This is a genomic window from Desulfovibrio sp. OH1186_COT-070 (assembly GCF_003860215.1).
Classification (GTDB): Bacteria; Desulfobacterota; Desulfovibrionia; order Desulfovibrionales; family Desulfovibrionaceae; genus Desulfovibrio.
Map to the genome: position 1 here is coordinate 15,370 of NZ_RQYH01000024.1, position 19,225 is coordinate 34,594.

Here is a 19,225-nt window from a genome sequence, read left to right on the forward strand (position 1 = left end):
GGCTACAGTTTGGAGAAGTCCGCGCTCTTTTTGCCCAGCAAGAAACAGACGACATTTTCCAGATAATCCAGCGGAATGCGCGTGTCCAGGCAGGGGCCGTGGGGCCGCTGGTTCAGAACGCCGAAAACGGGCAGGGGATAACTGTCCTGAATGCCGGACGTGAGATCACGCTCGCAGGCCACCGCAACAATGCATTCCGGACGCAGTTGCACCACCAGACGGCGGGCAATGGTGCCGCCGGTAGCCACAGCCACCAGAATGCCGTACTTGTCGCGCAGGGCCAGCACATCGCCCACAGGGCACTGGCCGCAACGGCGGCAATTGTTCACATCGTACACAAGGCGGAAGGCGCATGCGCTGCGCTGTATGCAGTGCGGCAGCAGAAGCAGCAATGATTCGGGCGCATAGGCGCGACCCCGGGAGAGCACGGTTTCGTTGTTGATCTTGATGAAACTGCGGCGCAGCCGGTTTCTTTCCAGCCCCACAAACTTGGCCAGCAGTTCCATGAGCGGAAAAAGCAGGCGCACCGTCACATGGCGGACGCCCCGCGCGCCGGGCAGGGCAATGCCCGACCAGCTGTGGATCACGATGGTCAGGCAAAGCCAGAGCAGAATCCCGATGGCCGCGAAGCCGAAAGCCATGCTCATGGGCGCCAGCCACGCGATCTGCGCGGGAAAGACAAGCCAGGGCGCAATGAGAAAAAGGGCCAGCAACAGGCAGAGCAGAAAGCACGAAGCGCTCAGCAGGCCGATGAAAAGACGCTTGCGGGCTCCCCCGTACTGCCGGGAAGAAAGGGAAAAGCGTGATTTGCCGAAAAAACGCATGCTGTCATCCGGAAACCGGCAAAGGCGACGGCCTGCCCTTGGCGGGGGAACACGCCGGTCAGCGATCCCCGCCGGGAACCGCAACTCCGCAAGCACCCGACGGCAAGGCCCGCAAGCGTCCGTTGAGAAGGTCGCGCACCGGCATTTCCCGCGCGCCTTCGGGCCGGACGCGGGAAAGGCGGTACCAGCCGTCGGCGCAGGCAATGCGCAAGCCCAGAGAGTCGCGCCACAGCGTTCCGGGCGCTGCCCCTCCCACGCCCCCTTCTTCCGGCGTGCCGGGCGCAAGCAGCACAGAAAATCCTTCCGCTGCCTCCGGGGCAAGAAATGTTCTGGTGCCCGGACGGGGACTCAAACCCCGGACATGGGCATGAACCTGGGCCACGGGCCTGTCCCAGACCACATGCGTGTCGGCCCGCGTTATCTTGGCGGCATACGTGGCCAGGCTGTGATCCTGCTCCTGGCAGGAGGCCGTGCCGTCAACAAGGGCGTTCAGAACATCCTCCAGCAGTGCGGCCCCCTGGGCCGCAAGCTCGTCGTGCAGGCTGCCCGCCGTGTGCTCGCCGATGCGCACACGCTTTTGCGCATACACGGGGCCGGAATCCAGCGCAGGCAGGATTTTCATGATGCTCACGCCCGTTTCCGCATCCGGCTGCCAGCCATCCATGATGGCCCGCTGTATGGGGGCCGCTCCGCGCCAATACGGCAACAGGGAGGCATGCACATTGACCGGAGCCATGCGGGGTATGGTCAGAACAGCGTCGGGCAGCAAAAGGCCGTATGCGGCCACTGCCAGCACATCGGGCGCAAGGGAGGCAAGGCGCGCCTCTTCCTGCGCGCTCTTGAGGGATGCGGGCTGAAACACCGGAATTCCCAGTTCCAGAGCCAGTTTTTTGACCGCAGGCATGGACAGTTTGTGCCCCCTGCCCGCCGGTCTGTCCGGCTGGGTATAGACCGCCACGACCTCCCCGCGCGGCCAGCGCGCCAGACGCCGCAGGCTACAGGCCGCGAAATCCGGCGTGCCCATGAAAACTATCCGGCATTTCTGCGCTTGAGCCATTTTTTTACCTTGCTTTCATAGAGGGTACGCCGCAAACGGCTGATCCTGTCAATGAACAGGATGCCCTCCAGATGATCGTATTCGTGCTGCATGACAATGGCCGGAAAGCCCTCCAGCTCCTCATGCACCGGATTGCCGTCCAGATCCTGCGCGTCAAGGATGGCTCTGCTCCTGCGCCAGACATCGGCGCGGTATTGCAGGGGCACCGAAAGGCAGCCTTCCCTCTCGCTGAGGATTTCCTCGCCCTCCAGCTTCAGGACGGGATTGACAAGCACCCTGGGCTGCGGGCTTTCGTCTTTTGCGGCCGGGTCCATGACCAGCAGCCGGATATTTTTGCCCACCTGGGGTGCGGCCAGCCCCACGCCCGGAGCAGCGTACATGGTTTCCAGCATGTCTGCCGCCAGTTGCCGGATTTCGTCCGTCACAACGGGCACGGGCTGGCAGGGCTGGTGCAGCCGTGGGTCGGGATAGGCAATGATGTCAAGAATCATGCCTGATCCGTATCCTGCGGCGCAGGTGGTACCGCCTTTTCCCGCAGGCGCAGGCCCAGCTCGCGCAGTTGCGCGGCAGCCACGGGCGAAGGGGCGCTGGTCAAAAGGCAGGTGGCTTTTTGCGTCTTGGGAAAGGCAATGACATCGCGGATGCTGGAACAACCGGCCAGCAGCATGATCAGACGGTCAAGGCCCAGAGCGATGCCCGCATGGGGCGGAGCGCCCTGATCCAGAGCCTGCAGGAAAAAGCCGAACTGCTCCCCGGCCTGTTCCGGCGTGAAGCCCAGAGCCTCGAACATGGCCCTCTGCACGTCGCCGGAGTGGATGCGCACCGAACCTCCGCCCACCTCATAGCCGTTGAGCACCAGATCGTAAGCCCGCGCCCTGGCCAGCGCGGGGTCCGTGCACATGGTGGACAAATGCCCCGCGGCCGGTGCGGTGAAGGGGTGGTGGCAGGCCACATAGCGCTTTTCTTCTTCACTATATTCGTACAGGGGAAAGTCCGTCACCCACAGGAAACGGAAAACGCTGTCGTCCACAAGCCCGAGATGGCGACCAAGGCGCACGCGCAGATTGCCCAGGGCGGCATTGACCATGGCGGCCTCACCGGCCTGAAAAAAGACAATATCGCCCACAGCAAGCTCAAGGGCTTGGGCAATGCCCGCCCTCTCCTCATCGGAAAGGAATTTGGCAATGGGCGATTGCCATTCGTTGGCCTTGATCTTGATCCAGGCCAGGCCCTGCGCACCGAAAATCTTGACGTATTCGGTGAACTCGTCGATTTCCTTTCGCGTCAGGGATTCGCCGCCGGGCACTTTCATGGCCTTGACCAGCGGAGCCTTGGCAAAGAGCTTGAACCCGGAACCGCGCACAATTTCCGTGACATCCGCAAGCTCAAGGCCAAAGCGCGTGTCCGGCTTGTCCAGCCCATAACGGGACATGGCCTCATCCCAGGTCATGCGCGCAAAGGGAGCATCCAGGCTTTTGCCCATGACTTCCCGGAAAACCGTGCTCATGAGGGCTTCGGTCATGCCCATGACCTGTTCCTCATCGGCAAAGCTCATCTCCACGTCGATCTGGGTAAATTCCGGCTGCCGGTCGGCGCGCAGATCTTCATCCCGAAAACAGCGCACAATCTGAAAATAGCGCTCCAATCCGGAAACCATGAGCAACTGCTTGAAAATCTGGGGAGATTGGGGCAGGGCGTAAAATTCGCCCTGATTCAACCTGCTGGGCACCAGAAAATCCCGCGCCCCTTCAGGAGTGGATTTGGTGAGCACAGGAGTTTCCACTTCCAAAAAACCCTCGGCGTCCAGATGCCGCCGCACAGCCTGGGCCACCTGGTGCCGCAGGCGCAGATTGGCCTGCATGCGGGGGCGGCGCAAATCCAGATACCGCCAGGCCAACCGCAGATTTTCCCCGGCATCGGTGCGGTCTTCAATGGGAAAGGGCGGCGTTTTGGACGTGTTCAAGAGCTTCCAGTCCTGCACCACCACTTCGATCTGCCCGGTGGGCATGGTGTCGTTGACCATGCCTTCCGGCCGCAAGCGCACCCTGCCCTTGAGGGCCAGCACATATTCCAGGCGCAGCACATGGGCTTTTTCGTGGGCCTGCGGCGCGGCATCGGGGCTGAACACAACCTGGGTCAGGCCGTTTCTGTCGCGCAGATCCACAAATATCAGCCCGCCGTGGTCGCGCCGGTACTGTACCCAGCCCATGAGGCACACTTCCTGGCCTTCATGGGCCGCCGTGAGTTCGCCGCAATGGTGGCTGCGCCGCCAACCGCCAAGATCGACAACGTATTTCTGGTGCTCGCGTTGGATGTCCTGCACCTGGGTCTGCTCAGTCATGGATGGTTCCCGTTTGCAAAAAGTGGCATACAGTGTCCTGGCCCAGCGTGTTCTGCTCGCCGCTTTCCAGGTTTTTCACAACAATATCTCCGCGCGCCGTTTCGTCCGGCCCCAGGATCAGGCAGTAGCGCGCGCCGGATTTTCCGGCCTGCCGCATGAGGCTCTTCCAGCTTGCGCGGGAAAAATTCATTTCTCCCCGCAGCCCGGCCTCGCGCAGGGTCTGCGCCAGCGCATGGCCCTGAAGCCCCCCCTCTTCTTCCAGCGCCACAAGATAAAAATCCAGGGGGGCGGGAGAGGGCGCGTCCAGCAAAAGAGCCAGCCTCTCCATGCCGCAGGCAAAGCCCACACCCGGCACATCGGGGCCGCCGAGGCTTTTTACCAGCCCGTCATAGCGCCCCCCGCCGGCAACAGCCGTCTGCGCGCCGATCTGCGAACTCACAACCTCAAAGGTCGTCCGGCAATAATAGTCCAGCCCGCGCACAAGCCTGTGATCCAGCGCAAAGGCATGCCCCTGCCGGTCAAGGAGCTTCTGCACGGTGGAAAAATGTTCCGCGCAGTCCGGGCAGATGCTGTCCAGCAGGCGCGGAGCCCCTTCCACCACGGCGCGGCAGGACGCCTGCTTGCAGTCGAGAACCCGCAGGGGGTTGGTGTGCATTCTGCGGGAGCAGTCCTCACAAAGGGCTGCGGGATCCAGGCTTTGCAGATAGCGCAGCAGGGCTTCGCGAAAATGCGGACGGCAGACCGCGCAGCCCAGGGAATTGATGTTGAGCGTCAGCCCGGAAAGTCGCAGCGCCCGGAAAAAGTGCAGCAGCATGCTGATGAGCTCGGCATCGGCAAAGGGGCTGGCGCTGCCCAGGCACTCGCAGTTGATCTGGTGGAACTGGCGCAAACGGCCCTTTTGCGGCCGCTCGTGGCGGAACATGGGGCCGCAGGAAAACAGACGGCTGACGCCCTCCCTTCCGGCAAGCCCGCTCTCGGCATACGCGCGCATGACGCCCGCCGTGGCTTCGGGCCGCAGGGTCATCAAACGGCCCCGGCTGTCGGGAAAGGTATACATTTCTTTTTGCACCACATCGGTTTCCTCGCCGATGGAGCGTTGGAAAAGTTCCGTAAATTCCAGAATCGGCGTGCGCAGTTCCACAAAACCATAGCGCGCAAAAATTTCCCTGCCCGTATTTTCCATGCGGGTAAAGGCATCGCTCTCCGGCGGAAACATGTCCGCAAAGCCCTTGATACGCTGTGTTGTGCTCATGACTTTTCTGCCACCCCTTCCCGCACAAAAGCCGCGCCGCAGCCTTTGCCGCCGCAGGCCTTTCCTGTTTCCCGCTGTTCGCCGCAGGGCACGGGATAGTCCCCGGTAAGGCAGGCCAGGCAATAGCCCCCGCCATTGCCCACCGCGCGCAGCAAGCCCTCCACACTGAGATAGCAGAGCGAATCCACATCAAGCATGCGCGTGATCTCGGGCAGCGTGTGCTGCGCCGCAATGAGTTCCCCGCGCGAAGAAAAATCAATGCCGTAATGGCAGGGATATTTCACCGGCGGACAGGAAATGCGCACATGCACCTCGCGGGCGCCCAGATCCCGGAGTTTTTTGACCCGCGTCATCATGGTCGTGCCCCGCACGATGGAATCGTCCACAATGCAGATGCGTTTGCCCCTGATCATTTCCCGCACGGGATTGATTTTCACACGCACGCCGAAATTGCGCATGCTCTGCGTGGGCTGGATGAAGGTGCGCCCCACATAGTGGTTGCGTATCATGGCGTGTTCGTAGGGCAAGCCCGATTTCTGTGCAAAGCCCAGCGCCGGATACACGCCGGAGTCGGGAAAAGGCATGACGAAATCCACGTCGGTGACGGTTTCTTCGGCGAGATTCCAGCCCATCTGCTTGCGGCACAGATAGACCTGCTCGTCAAAAACGTAGGAATCGGGCCGGGCAAAATACACCAGCTCAAAAATGCACTGCCGGGACTCCTGCGGCAAGGGCCCCAGGAGAAACTCGCTGCGCGTGCGCCCCTTTTCCACAATGACGATTTCGCCCGGCCGCACGCTGCGCTCGAATCCGGCTTCCAGAAGGTCAAGGGCGCAGGTTTCCGACACGATCACCTGGCTGCCGTTGAGCCGCCCCAATGCCAGGGGATGGAAGCCGTACGGATCACGCACGGCCGCAAGAACGCCGTCCATGAACACCAGCAGGCAATAAGCCCCCCGAACGCGGGCACAGGCTTCCCTGAGAGCGCCGGGGAGATCGTTGTGCCGCAGGGCGCGCACCAGAAGGTGCATGAACACTTCCGAATCGTTTTCGGTGGAAAATATGGCCCCCTCTTTTTCCAGATCCCTGCGCAGTTCTGCCGCATTGACCAGATTGCCGTTGTGGGCCAGGGCAATATCCCGCCCCTGATACCGGACAAGAAAGGGCTGGGCGTTCCGTCCCGAGGAGCGTCCGCTTGTGGAGTACCGCACATGCCCGAGAGCAGTTCTGCCCGCAAGCTTCTGCAAAACCGCTTCGCTGAAGACATCGGGCACAAGGCCCATGCCCTTGTGTTCGTGAGCGCCGTCTTTGTCAAAGGTTACGATACCGGCGCTTTCCTGCCCGCGGTGCTGCTGGGCGTACAGCCCGAAATACGCCAGACGCGCGGCTTCTTCATGGTCGTCAATGGCAAACAGGCCACATTCGTGTTTGATCATACGCCCTTCTTCCGTCCCTGCGGCATGCAAAATCCGCATGTTGCCAACTATTCCGCTGCAAAAGGCGCATCCGGCCCGTCCGCAACCTCTGCGCCGTCGCGCTGCTGCCCGCCTTCGTCCAAGCGGTCAAAGCCCACCACATGCGCGCCTTCGTCCAGCCGCACCAGCATCACACCCATGGTGGCGCGGCCCTTGCTGCGCACTTCTTCCACTCCGATACGCACAATCTTGTTGGCCGAGGTCAGCAGGATCAAACCGTCACTGTCCGTAACGGGCATGGCCCCCACCACGGAGCCGGTCTTGGCCGTCACCCGGAAATTGATGATGCCCTTGCCGCCGCGCGATTGCAGGCGGTACAGATCCACACTGGTGCGCTTGCCGTATCCGTTGGCGGAAATGGACATGATTTCCGTGGACTGGTCCACATCCTTGATAATCACCCCCGCCACCACAAAATCCTTTCTGCGCAGGGCAATGCCCTTGACGCCCGTGGCCGTGCGGCCCATGGGCCGCACATCCCGGCAGGAAAAACGGATGGCAAATCCGTCCGTAGTGACCAGCACCGCATGACTGTTGTCCCGCACGGGGCGCACCACCACCAGTTCGTCGTCATCCCGCAGGCCCACGGCCATGAGGCCTGTTTTGCGGCAGCGCGCGTACAGGGAGGCGGAAGAACGCTTGACCATGCCCTTTTTTGTCACAAAGAGAAAGAATTTGTCCTCCGCAAATTCGCGCAGGGCAAGAACCGTGGTCACCCATTCGTTTTCTTCCAGCGGCAGCAGATTGTTGATGTGCACGCCCTTTGCCGTGCGGCTGCCTTCGGGAACCTGATGGGCCTTGAGCTGGTGCATGCGGCCCTTGTTGGTGAAAAGGCAGAGGTACTGGTGGTTGCTGGTGCTCAGAAATTCCTGCACATAATCGTCTTCTGTGGTGTGCAGGGCCGCGATGCCCTTGCCCCCCCGCTTCTGCTGCTGGTAATTTTCCAGATTGGTGCGCTTCATGTAGCCGCGCCGCGAAAGGGTGATCACCACTTCCTCGTCGGGAATGAGGTCTTCAATGTCGATGTGCTCGAGAGCTTCGCGGATGACCTCGGTGCGCCGGGGCGTGGCGAACATCTCCTTCACTTCGGCGATTTCCTTTTTTATCTCGCCGCGCAGAATTTCCGTATTTTCCAGAACAGATTTGTAAAACTGGATCTTCTGCAAAAGATCCTTGTATTCGTTGAGCAGTTCTTCACGTTGCAGACCCGTGAGACGTTGCAGGCGCATTTCCAGAATGGCCTTGGCCTGGATTTCGGAAAAGCCGAAACGCTGCATGAGAGCGCCGCGCGCTTCGTCGGGATTGGAAGATTTTCTGATCAAAGCCACCACTTCGTCAATGTGGTCAATGGCGATGCGCAGGCCCTCAAGAATATGCGCGCGGGCTTCGGCCTTTTCCAGATCAAAGCGCGTCCGCCTGATGACAACCTCCCGCCGGTGGTCCACAAAGCAGGTCAAAGCGCTTTTGAGGTTGAAAAGCTGCGGCCTGTTGTCCAGCACAGCCAGCATGTTGATGCCGAAGCTGGATTCCAGCGGCGTGAATTTGTACAGGGAATTGACCACAATGTCGGGAATCACGCCCCGCTTCAGGTCAATCACCACCCTGATGCCCTTGCGGTCGGATTCGTCCCGAAGGTCGGTAACGCCGTCAATCTTGCGGTCATTGACCAGAGCGGCGATTTTTTCCACCAGGGAGGATTTGTTCAGCCCGAAGGGAATTTCGCGGATAACAATGGACTGCGCGCCTTTCTTGCGCTCCTCCACCTCGATGCGCCCGCGCATTTTGACCGTGCCGCGCCCGGTGTGGTAGGCATCGTACAATCCCTTGCCCGCATACACAAAACCCCTGGTGGGAAAATCCGGCCCCTTGACGTATTCCATGAGGTCGTCCACACCGCACTGCGGATTGTCCAGCAGAAATTGCAGGGCATCGCACAGTTCGCCGAGATTGTGCGGCGGAATGTTGGTGGCCATGCCCACGGCAATGCCCGAACTGCCGTTGAGCAGCAGATTGGGCACCTTGGCGGGCATGACGCAGGGCTCTTGCAGCGTATTATCGTAATTGGGCCGGAAATCAACGGTATTTTTGTCCAGATCGCCCAGAAATTCCTGCGCCAGACGGGCCATGCGCACTTCTGTGTACCGCATGGCCGCAGGGGAATCGCCGTCAATGGAACCGAAATTTCCCTGCCCTTCCACCAGGGGATCGCGCATGGAAAAATCCTGGGCCATGCGCACCAGGGCGTCATATACCGCAGAATCGCCGTGGGGATGGTATTTGCCGATAACGTCACCCACAATGCGGGCGGACTTTTTGTGCGGCCGGTTGTAATTGTTGCCCAGTTCGTACTGGGCAAACAGAATGCGCCGGTGCACGGGCTTGAGTCCGTCACGGGCATCGGGTATGGCCCGGCCCACAATCACGGAAAGGGAATATTCCAGATAGGATTTGCGCAGTTCTTTTTCGATGCTGATCTGCGGCTGCTGTTCTTCTGCCACTGCGGGCCTCACTGCTGTTTTTCAAAAAAAAGGAAAATCAGATATCCAGATCATGTACGGCCAGGGCATTGCGCTCGATAAAGTCGCGGCGCGGCTCCACCCTGTCGCCCATCAGTTCCTCAAAGGCGTCGGAGGCTTCGTTGGCGTCTTCCACCGATACCTGCAAAAGAATGCGGTTTTCGGGATTCATGGTGGTGACCCACAACTGATCGGGATTCATTTCTCCAAGGCCTTTGTACCGCTGGATGTTCACGCCCTTTCTGGCTTCGTCCAGAACCAGCTGCAATAACGCGAACACATCTTCGGCCCTGACCTCATCGCCTTTGCGCTGGAGAGTAAAGGACGTGCCGCCGCATTTTTCGCGCAGATCCGCGAACATCTGCCATGCCTGGAGATAGAGGCGGGAGGAGAAAAATTCGATTCCCCGTCTGGTCTGGTGGCCTCCGGCATTTTCAAAGACCGCGAAAACGCGTTCCTCGTCATCTTCCGTGCGCACTTCCAGGTCAAGGGTATAGCCGTGATCTCCAAGCCAATGGAGAAAGGCGTCGTTGTTCCAGTGCGGATGCTCTTCCTGCCCGATTTTTTCCTTCCATGCGGCAAGAGCCAGAAAGAGTTCGCGCGCGGTGCCGCCCATTTCCGCATCCTTCACGCGGTCTTCCAGTTTTTCGATGTCCCGCATGAGCCGTATCAGGCTCTCGCCCGCAAAAGTGACGCCGTTTTCCGCCACAACCCGAATGTCTTCACTGACGCGGGACAACAGAAATTCGTTGAGCTGCGCATCGTCCTTGAGGAATTTCTCCATGCGGGAATTGTGCACACGGTAGAGCGGCGGCTGGGCGATATAGACAAAACCCTTTTCCACCATTTCCTGATACTGCCGGAAAAAGAAGGTCAAAAGCAGGGTGCGGATGTGCGCTCCGTCCACATCGGCGTCGGTCATGATGATGACCTTGTGGTAGCGCAGTTTTGTCAGATCCGTGTCTTCCTGGCCGATACCCGCGCCCATGGCCGTGATGAGGGATTTTACCTCCTTGTTGGCCAGCATCTTGTCAAAACGGGTGCGCTCCGTATTCAGGATTTTTCCGCGCAGGGGAAGAATGGCCTGAACCTTGGGGTTTCTGCCCTGTTTTGCCGAACCTCCTGCGGAATCTCCCTCCACGATGAACAGTTCGGACTCTGTGGGATCCTTGCTCTGGCAGTCGGCGAGCTTTCCCGGAAGGGCATTGTCGGAAAGCGCGCCCTTGCGCCGCACCAGTTCCTTGGCCCGCCGCGCCGCCTCCCGCGCACGGGAAGCGTCCAGAGCCTTGTCGATAATAAGCCGGATATCCTTGGGATTTTCTTCAAAATACACATTGAGCCGGTCATAGACGATGCCGGACACCAGCCCCGCCACCTCGCTGTTGCCCAGTTTTGTCTTGGTTTGCCCTTCAAACTGGGGCTGGGGCAGCTTGACGCTGATGACGGCTGTCAGCCCTTCGCGCACATCGTCGCCTGAAAGGCTGGTATTTTTCATTTTCTTGCTGAGATCGGGCTGCCCCTTGATGTAGGCATTGATGGCGCGGGTCAGCGCGGTACGGAAACCCACCAGATGGGTTCCGCCCTCCTTGGTGCGGATATTGTTGGCAAAGGTCAGGATATTTTCCTTGTATCCGGCATTGTACTGCAGGGCAAAATCCACGGTCACATTGTCCACGATTCCTTCGCCGGAAATGATGGAATGGATGCCCTGCTCGCCGGAATTGAGATCGCCCACAAACTGCCGGATGCCGCCGTCGGCAAAGAAGATGTGGCTTTCTCCGATGCGTTCGTCCACGCATTCTATGGTCAGCCCCTTGTTGAGATAGGCCAGTTCCTCAAAACGCTTTTTCAGAATATCATAAGAAAATTCGAGAACTTCAAAAATTTCTTCGTCAGGTTTGAAGCGCACGGTGGTGCCGTGGCTTTCCACCTGGCTGTCGATGAGCGTGAGTTCGTCCTGCGGGACGCCGCGCGAATAGTTTTGCCGGTAGCGTTTGCCGTCACGGCGAACAGTCACGGTCAGCTTTTCCGAAAGGGCATTGACGCACGACACGCCCACACCGTGCAGACCACCGGAAACCTTGTAGCTGGTATTGTCAAACTTTCCGCCGGCGTGCAGCTTTGTCATCACCACCTGTACCGCGGGCACGCCTTCCTTGGGATGGATGTCCACCGGTATTCCCCGGCCATCATCGCGCACGGTAACGCTGTTGTCTCCATGCAGGGTCACGGTGATGCGGGTGCAGAACCCCGCCATGGCCTCGTCAATGGAATTGTCCACCACTTCGTAGACCAGATGGTGCAGGCCGCGCGCGTCCGTGGAGCCGATATACATGGCGGGACGTTTGCGTACGGCCGAAAGCCCCTCGAGAATGGTGATGGAAGAGGCGTCATACCCGCTGTTTCCGGAAATTTCAGGAGCCATCAGACGTCTTCCTCGGTATAATAGGTCGTGGAGGAAATTTTCATGGGCATGATGATGACCGTGTAGTCGGGGTCTTCCGCCCCGCGAATGCCGCACGGTCCCTCAACGCCGGTGAGCATCATGTCGATTTTTTCCGAAGCGTAGTGCCCCAGAATTTCAAGCAGATTGCGTGTGGGAAAGGTGATGCGGCCAATGTCGCCGGCATAGGATGCCTCAAGATTTTCGTTGGCGGAGCCCACGTCCTTTCCTTTGGCGGAAAGAAGAACTTCTCCCGACCCCATTTCCATGTCTGTGGCAGGTTCGCTTTCCGTATTGAAAATGCACAGCCTTCCCAGGGATTCGGAAAGCTCCCGGCGATCCACTGTCAGGGGATGCACCCCGTCTTCCGAAAGCCTGTTCATGAAGACCGTGTAGTCCGGAAACTTGTGGCCGGAAAGGGGAAGGGCCAGGGTTTCCGTTTTGTCCATGCTGCGCAGATACAGGCGTTTTTCCGTGATATTCAGCTCTATTTCGTCTGTTCCCAGCCATTTTTTCATGTTCTGGAGATATTTTTTCTGGATGAGGATGCCGTCTTCGGGCAGCCGTCCGGCCAGTTCGTCGTGGGTGAAGGAGACAAGGGCAAACTGATGCCCGTTGAGACCGCAGACGTCAATGCGGCCATTTTCGCGCGGCTTCATGCACAGGCAGGCAATGGCTTCCATGCTGTCGTCATCGCCGATGCAGAACGTGACCTTTTCCAGAATGTCCTGCAAAAAGTCGCCGGACCAGATGACGGCATCCCCTTCGGGGAAAGAGGAAAAAGGCTGAAACCACTCTGCCCCGCTCACCGGCAGCTTGTAGACGCGGCGGCCCTGTTCCAGTTGCAGGCTGTTTCCTTCGCCGAGCCGCAAGGTGATGTCGCCCGAAGGAAGCTGGCGGACAAGATCCACAAAAGCCCTGCCCTGCACGCCCACCAGACCCGGTTCAAAAACCTGGGCGGGATAGCAGCCCGTCAGCTCGATATTGGCATCGGTGGCCATGACAAACAGGCTGGAATTTTCGGCCTTGAGCCAGATGGAGCGCAGGTATTGCGCCCCGGATTTTTGGGGAATGATGGCCGCGGCCTTGACCAGACCTTCGATGATCTGCTCTTTTGTTACAGATATTTTCATACTCATATTCCTTTATGGTTATTGTAAGGGGTTGTCGCTTTGTTCCTTTCTCTTTCATGATGCTGTATTTTTTTGAAAAAATTATGAAGACAAAAGGCACATTCCGGGAAGAGCCGGGAACATTTTTTCCGCATCCGGCTGTGCGGGTCAGGATTTTTGTGCCTTTTGTTCCAAGTCTGTCACCAATTGTCGAATCCTTTTGTCGCCAACAAGAAGGCGCTCGATTTTTCTGACGGCATGGATGATGGTGCTGTGGTCCCTGCCCCCGAAGGCGCGGCCCAGTTCCGGGTAGGAAAGGCCGAGCTTGCTGCGGCAGACATACATGGCCGCCTGCCGGGCCAGCACCATGTCGGGCTGCCGCTTGTTGCCGAGCACGTCATCGGGCCGCAGGTTCATGAGTTTTGCGGCCAGGTTCAGAATGTCGCGGCAATCGGGCGTTTTTTCGGGAACGCCCGTGCGCAGGATATTTTCCATGTCCGTCTGGGAAAGGTTTTGTCCGTGGCGTGCGCAGAAAGCCCCGATTTTGAGCAGCAGACCCTGGAGCGGCCGGATATGGGGGCAGCGCTGGGCCAGAAAAAGGATCTGCTGCCGCGTCAGATGGAGGCCGTGCTGTTTGCTGCCCTTTTGCAGATAGCGCATGCGCACGTCAAGGTCAGGCTCCATGAGTTCCATGACCATGCCGCTTTCCAGACGGGAAAGAAGGCGCTCCTGAAGCATCGCAAGGTCTGCCGTTTCTCCGGAGCAGGCAAAAACCATCTGCGCCGCGCGCTGGCCGGAGGCTTTTTCTTCTCTGGGGCCAGAGGTCATGCCGGGGCATTCTTCCATATAGGCAATGATTTTGTTTTGCCCGGCAGGGTCCTGGGCGATTTCCTGCAAGTCGTCCAGCAGGAGGGCATCGTATTTCTGCCAGAAAGCATCCGGCCGCACAGGCCAGCCGAGCGTACGGGAACAGAAGCGGGAGGCGGAAACAGAAAGAACGCGCCCGGGCCCGCTGCGGCGTTCCATGATCCGCGCCATGGCCTGCAGGACATGGCTTTTCCCTGTTCCGCTGCGCCCGCAAAGAACAAAGGGATTGTATGCCCTTGCCGAAGAAGCCTGCTCCGCAATGTTTCTGGCCGTGGCCAGAGGAAAGGCATTTTTCTGGTTGACCACAAAGCTTTCAAAACCGTCGTCATGGTCAGAACCGCCCGGATCTTCGGGGTGTTCTCCGGGATGTTCGCCAGGGTGTTCGTCAGGACGCGCAACAAAATCTTTTGCAGCGTTCGCCGCAGTTTCTGGAGCAGCTTCTGGAGCAAAGTCTGCGGCAGGTTCGCAGGACGGTCGAAATCCACATGTTTCGCCATCGGCCTGCCGGTAAACAATGGCGGGAATGTGCGGAAAAAAACAGGTTTGGACAGCCTCTTCAAAGATTTTCTGCTTGTGGCGGGCAAACCACGGCCCAAAGTGAACATGGGGAAAAGCCACGTGCAGAAGACCATTTTCCTGCCGCAGGGAGAGTCCGTCCAGCCATGTTGCATCCGCGTCGTTGTGCGCCAGTATGTTTTGTAATTGCTTCAACATGGTGTGGGCAGCCCGTGAGCCGTCCGCGCGTGAGTGATTTTTTTGCCGTTTTCTTTTACGCACGGAAAGAAAAATCATTACCACAGAACGAAATGCGAAACAAGTGCCGGAAAAAGGGGAGACACAGCCTGTCTGGACAAAAAGTTCCGTGCCGGTCTATAGGTTTGGCGGAGTTGTTGATGAAAAAGATCTGTTTGTGTGCTCTGGTTCTGTGTGTGTTGGGGGCAGGTTCGGTATCCGGAACAGAATTTTCGCCTTCTTCAGAAGGCGCGTCTTCCGGCGGACAGCCACCCTCTGTCCGGCAGGATGGGGAAGAAAGCCGGGAAGACAGGGAGGAAGCTCCCGAAGAAGAAAAGGGCATTGTCAGGGGAACTATCGAAAAGGGCGACACGGTTTCCAAAATCCTCGGCAATGTCGCCCAGAAGGGCGTGCAGGCATATATCGTCGCCATGGAAAAGGTTTTTTCCGCGCGGGCGTTCCGCGACGGGCAGCCCTATCTGGTGGCGACAGATCCGGCTTCGGGCCAGCTCACGCGCTTTGAATACGAAATCGATTCCAGACGCCGCCTGGTTGTGGAAGGGACAGATGCCCCCGAAGCCCGGGTGGAAGCCATTGACTACACGGTTTTGCTGGCCTCTGTGAGCGCGGTTCTCGGGGACAGCCTTTTCCAGACCGTGGCCGATATGGGGGAAAGCCCGCAGATAGCCCTCAGCCTTGCCGGAATTTTTGCTTCGGAAATCAATTTTATCCGGGATATCCAGGCCGGGGACTCTTTTTCCCTTCTTGTGGAAAAACGCTACCGCGACGGCGAATACAGGGGCTACGGACGCATTCTTGCGGCCCATTTCACCTGCAAGGGAAAAACGTTTGAAGCCTATCTTTTTCGCGATGGTGACGGCCCCGCCAATTATTACAACCAGAAGGGAGAAAATCTGCGCAAGAGCTTTTTGCAGGCGCCCTTGGCTTTCACGCGCATCACCTCCCGTTTTTCCCACAGCCGCAAGCATCCCATACTTGGGTACAGCAGGCCCCATCCCGGCGTGGACTATGCCGCTCCTACAGGCACTCCCGTCAAGGCAGTGGGGGAGGGTGTGGTTGCCCAACGCGGCTGGTCGGGAGGATACGGAAACCAGGTCATTGTGCGGCATCCGGGCGGCCTGGAGTCCATGTATTCCCATTTGTCGGGCTATGCGCGCGGACTCAAAAAAGGGCAGAAAGTGCGGCAGGGAGAGGTGATCGGATTTGTGGGCAGCACGGGCCTGTCCACCGGGCCGCATCTGGATTTTCGCCTGCGGCAGAACGGAACCTTCATCAATCCCGCCACTGCGGTCAATCCGCGCGGCGCGCCTGTCAGCGCGAAAGCGCGCGAATCCTTTGAAAAAACCATGCAAAAAGAACTGGCCCTGCTCAAGGGGCTTGAGCCGCTTTCGCCGTATGCTGTGGAGAGCATTGTGCCTGACGTGGTTTCTGCGCCCGAACGCAGCGAAAAAGCGGACGAGCCAGAACGAAGGAAGAGAAAAAAATCCGGGAAAGCGCGTGCCTCCTGAAGCCGCAATCTCCGGGCTACTCCCAACTGGACGGAAGGAACATTTTTTTGGTATGCCGGAAAAAACGAACTTCCTGCGGGGGAAACCATGATTGCTTTTGACCCTTCGTCGCGCATCAGCGTGGTGCTCCAGAACTCCCCCCCGGACACCTCCGACAGAATCGGCTTTTATCCTTCCATCATCAGCGACATCACGGCATCGTCCGACGAACTGTTTTCGGGGGAGAGCACGCGTTCGTTCATGCAGGCCCAGTGGCGCATGGCTTCGGAAAATATGCTGGGGCTGGGCATCATTTCCAACGGCTGGGCCTGAAGACACTTTCGCGCGGCATGGACAGCGGGGAACTGAAAATTCTTCGGGCAGTGGCCGACGGCAGGCTGTCGCCCGAGGCGGCTCTGGAACACCTTGGCGCAGGGTGCGTGCACGATGGCCTGCACGGCCTGACGCTGGACACGCAGCGGTCTTTGCGCACCGGGCTTGGCGAAGTGGTGTTCGGGCAGGGAAAGAGCGATGATGCCCTTCTGGCTGCAGTGGACGGACTGTGCGGGCATGGCGCTGTTCTGGTCACCCGCCTTGGCCGGCGGCAGGGAGTCCTGCTGCAGAAAAACTTTCCCCAGGGCTGCTTCTGGCCCGAGGCCCGCCTTTTTTCCGTGAATGACGATGGCCGCCTGTTGCGGGCCACCCGGGTTCCGCGCCCTGCGGCAGGCGATATTCTGGTGGTGTCCGCCGGTGCGGCCGATGCCCCTGTTGCGCTGGAATGTTACGGAACGCTGGCGTTTTTCGGCAAGAACTGCGGCCATGTCAGTGATGTGGGGGTGGCGGGCCTGCACAGGCTTCTTCCGCACATACAGAGCCTGCGTTCCGCCAGGGCGCTTGTGGCTGTGGCCGGCATGGAGGGCGCGCTGCCCGGAGTGCTGGCAGGTCTTGTGTCCTGCCCGGTGGTGGCTGTGCCCACTTCGGTGGGGTATGGCGTGGGGCAGGGGGGATTTTCCGCCCTGGCGACCATGCTGTGCCACTGCGCTCCGGGGATGGCGGTGGTCAATATCGACAACGGTTTCGGAGCCGCAGCCTTTGCGGCGAAAATTCCGGGCTGAATCCGGGCGCCGCTTTGCCACAGGCTGCGGTTGCCTTGCCGCCCCCGAATAGGGTACACAAAAAACGTATGTCCACGCGTCGCCTGCTGTTTCTCACTCCGTCCCAGACCGTCACGGCTGTTTTTCCCGTTCTGCATGAGGCCGGGTACGAGCTGGGCATTGCCGAAAACCTCAAGGGAGCTTCGGTTTTCATCCGCAAGTCCGGACCGGGAGTGATTTTTGCCCGTCCCGCCCTGCCGGGCTTCAGGGTGGAGGATCTTTTGTCTGTGGGGGCGGAAGATCCCCATTTTCCGCCGGTCATCGTGGTGACGGACAAGGGGGATCCCGCCGAGGCGGAGCGCCTCATGGCCCTGGGCGCGCGCGACTACTGGCTGGAACCTCTGGATGTGGAGCGCATCAAGGCTGTGGCGGGCGCGCCGCGCCAGCCCAGGGCCGCGCCTGCGGCATCCACGCTGGGCGGGCGCAGGCCCGTGCAGTCCGGCGACAAGGCTCCGCGCATTGTGGGGCAGCATCCCGCTGTGGCAAGGGTTCTGCAACTGGCCCGGCAGGTGGCTTCCTCGCGGGCCACAGTGCTCATCACCGGCGAGTCGGGCACGGGCAAGGAAATGTTTGCCCGCTATCTGCACGCCATGAGCGGCCGCGCCGAAAAGCCTTTTGTGGCGGTGAACTGCGCGGCCCTGCCCGAGCATTTGCTGGAAAGCGAGCTTTTTGGCCACGAAAAGGGAGCCTTTACCGGCGCTGTTGCCCGCAAGCCGGGGAAGTTCGAGCTTGCCGACGGCGGAACGCTCCTGCTGGACGAAATTTCCGAAATGGATCTGGCCCTGCAGGCCAAGCTGCTGCGCGTTTTGCAGGAGGGCGAGGTGGACCGCGTGGGCGGCACGGAAACCATCAGGGTTGATGTGCGCGTGCTGGCAACCACCAACCGCCGCCTGGAAGACTGGGTGAAGGAAGGGAAGTTTCGTCAGGATCTGTATTTCCGGCTCAATGTCATCCCCCTGCGGCTGCCCTCGCTGCGCGAGCGCGGCGACGACGTGCTGGATCTGGCCCGCTTTTTTGTGGACATGTATACGCGCGAATACGGCCTTGCGCCCACGTCCCTCGGCTCCGGGGCTGTCAGCTGGCTGAAGGAATACGCGTTTCCCGGCAATGTGCGCGAATTGCAGAACCTCATGGAGCGGGCCGTGCTGCTGGCCAACGGACGGCAGGTGGAGCCGCGCCATTTTCTGCTGGAAAACGAGGACTGGCCCCTGTTTGAAGAAGACGGTCAGGATTTCGCGGACGTTCCGGATGCTGCGGGCAGCGCCGCAGTGAACGCTCTTGTTTCCGGGGCTGTTGCCGCCGGGGCGGGCAGTGCTGACTGCCCGGTCATTCCCCTGCACGAGATGGAACGGATCATGATCCTCAAGGGGCTGGAGGTCACTTCCGGCAACCGCACCCAGGCAGCGGAACTGCTGGGCATTTCCGTGCGCACCCTGCGCAACAAGCTCAACGAGTACCGTTCCGCAGGCAATCCCATCGACTGAACCCCTCCTGCCCCGGTTTGGGCGGCACAGGCTCTGCATGCACCAATGGGAGATTACAGATTGAGGGGGGCGAAGGGCCTCGTTGGGGGGCAGAAGTTGTAAGGATGCGGCAAGACGGGCAGCATCTTGAATTCTATACGACCGAGTAGTATACTTGCCGCAGAAAGGACCCCGCATGAAGCGTATTTTGAAAACGCGCCCCTTCAACCGTTGGCTGCGCAAGACGCTTTTGGACGATAACACGCTCCTCAAGGCTATAGACGAGATGGAGCGGGGGCTTGTGGACGCCGACTTGGGCGGCAATGTCTACAAAAAGCGGGTAGCCTTGCCCGGACGCGGCAAAAGCGGCAGTACCCGAACACTTATTGTCTCACTTTGGGAGGGTTAAAACCCCCAGCTTTAGCTGGCAGCTTTAGCGTTTCTTGTTTAAAGTTTTCCCATGAGCGATTATCGTCATGGG

General features: G+C 59.5%; 15 protein-coding genes. 5 read left to right on the forward strand and 10 right to left on the reverse strand.

What is annotated here, in order from left to right; all coding sequences use genetic code 11:
* Positions 1-2 precede the first annotated feature (2 nt).
* From EII23_RS08480 to EII23_RS08525, 10 genes are all read right to left on the reverse strand, one after another.
* On the reverse strand, positions 3-824 hold the full coding sequence (locus EII23_RS08480) for a DUF116 domain-containing protein (protein WP_124792954.1): 822 nt from the start codon (positions 822-824) through the stop codon (positions 3-5).
* Positions 825-882: 58 nt separating this feature from the next.
* Entirely contained in the window at positions 883-1,848 is a 966-nt protein-coding gene (gene fmt, locus EII23_RS08485) for a methionyl-tRNA formyltransferase (RefSeq protein WP_260424659.1), read from the reverse strand.
* 5 nt (positions 1,849-1,853) lie between these two features.
* Complete coding sequence (gene def, locus EII23_RS08490) at positions 1,854-2,372, reverse strand: peptide deformylase (protein WP_124792956.1); 519 nt, start codon at positions 2,370-2,372, stop codon at positions 1,854-1,856.
* The gene (gene aspS, locus EII23_RS08495; protein ID WP_124792957.1) at positions 2,369-4,222 is read right to left on the reverse strand and encodes an aspartate--tRNA ligase; all 1,854 of its coding nucleotides are present in this window, start codon (positions 4,220-4,222) and stop codon (positions 2,369-2,371) included. Before aspS ends, def begins: the two co-directional genes overlap by 4 nt.
* Entirely contained in the window at positions 4,215-5,474 is a 1,260-nt protein-coding gene (gene hisS, locus EII23_RS08500) for a histidine--tRNA ligase (protein WP_124792958.1), read from the reverse strand. The genes aspS and hisS overlap by 8 nt, the downstream gene beginning before the upstream one ends.
* Entirely contained in the window at positions 5,471-6,910 is a 1,440-nt protein-coding gene (gene purF / locus EII23_RS08505; RefSeq protein WP_124792959.1) for an amidophosphoribosyltransferase, read from the reverse strand. Before purF ends, hisS begins: the two co-directional genes overlap by 4 nt.
* A 47-nt stretch (positions 6,911-6,957) precedes the next feature.
* On the reverse strand, positions 6,958-9,447 hold the full coding sequence (gene gyrA / locus EII23_RS08510) for a DNA gyrase subunit A (RefSeq protein WP_185702345.1): 2,490 nt from the start codon (positions 9,445-9,447) through the stop codon (positions 6,958-6,960).
* Between the two features lie 37 nt (positions 9,448-9,484).
* Entirely contained in the window at positions 9,485-11,890 is a 2,406-nt protein-coding gene (gene gyrB, locus EII23_RS08515) for a DNA topoisomerase (ATP-hydrolyzing) subunit B (protein ID WP_124792961.1), read from the reverse strand.
* Positions 11,890-13,041: a DNA polymerase III subunit beta gene (dnaN, locus tag EII23_RS08520; RefSeq protein ID WP_124792962.1), complete on the reverse strand. Its 1,152-nt coding sequence runs from the start codon at positions 13,039-13,041 to the stop codon at positions 11,890-11,892. Before dnaN ends, gyrB begins: the two co-directional genes overlap by 1 nt.
* A gap of 147 nt (positions 13,042-13,188) precedes the next feature.
* The gene (locus EII23_RS08525) at positions 13,189-14,601 is read right to left on the reverse strand and encodes a helix-turn-helix domain-containing protein (protein WP_124792963.1); all 1,413 of its coding nucleotides are present in this window, start codon (positions 14,599-14,601) and stop codon (positions 13,189-13,191) included.
* A 179-nt stretch (positions 14,602-14,780) separates the two neighbouring features.
* Here EII23_RS08525 and EII23_RS08530 point away from each other — a divergent pair, with 179 nt between their 5' ends.
* The 5 genes from EII23_RS08530 (at position 14,781) to EII23_RS08550 (ending at position 19,153) form a co-directional block, all read left to right on the forward strand.
* Positions 14,781-16,148 (forward strand): M23 family metallopeptidase, encoded by a 1,368-nt coding sequence (locus tag EII23_RS08530; RefSeq protein ID WP_260424660.1) that lies wholly within the window; start codon positions 14,781-14,783, stop codon positions 16,146-16,148.
* 87 nt (positions 16,149-16,235) lie between these two features.
* Positions 16,236-16,460 (forward strand): hypothetical protein, encoded by a 225-nt coding sequence (locus EII23_RS08535; RefSeq protein ID WP_124792965.1) that lies wholly within the window; start codon positions 16,236-16,238, stop codon positions 16,458-16,460.
* Between the two features lie 17 nt (positions 16,461-16,477).
* Complete coding sequence (gene larB / locus EII23_RS08540; protein ID WP_124792966.1) at positions 16,478-17,242, forward strand: nickel pincer cofactor biosynthesis protein LarB; 765 nt, start codon at positions 16,478-16,480, stop codon at positions 17,240-17,242.
* 68 nt (positions 17,243-17,310) lie between these two features.
* A complete protein-coding gene (locus EII23_RS08545) occupies positions 17,311-18,765 on the forward strand; it encodes a sigma-54 dependent transcriptional regulator (protein ID WP_124792967.1) in 1,455 nt (484 codons plus the stop codon).
* 175 nt (positions 18,766-18,940) lie between these two features.
* The gene (locus EII23_RS08550; RefSeq protein ID WP_124792968.1) at positions 18,941-19,153 is read left to right on the forward strand and encodes a type II toxin-antitoxin system RelE/ParE family toxin; all 213 of its coding nucleotides are present in this window, start codon (positions 18,941-18,943) and stop codon (positions 19,151-19,153) included.
* Positions 19,154-19,225: the final 72 nt, after the last annotated feature.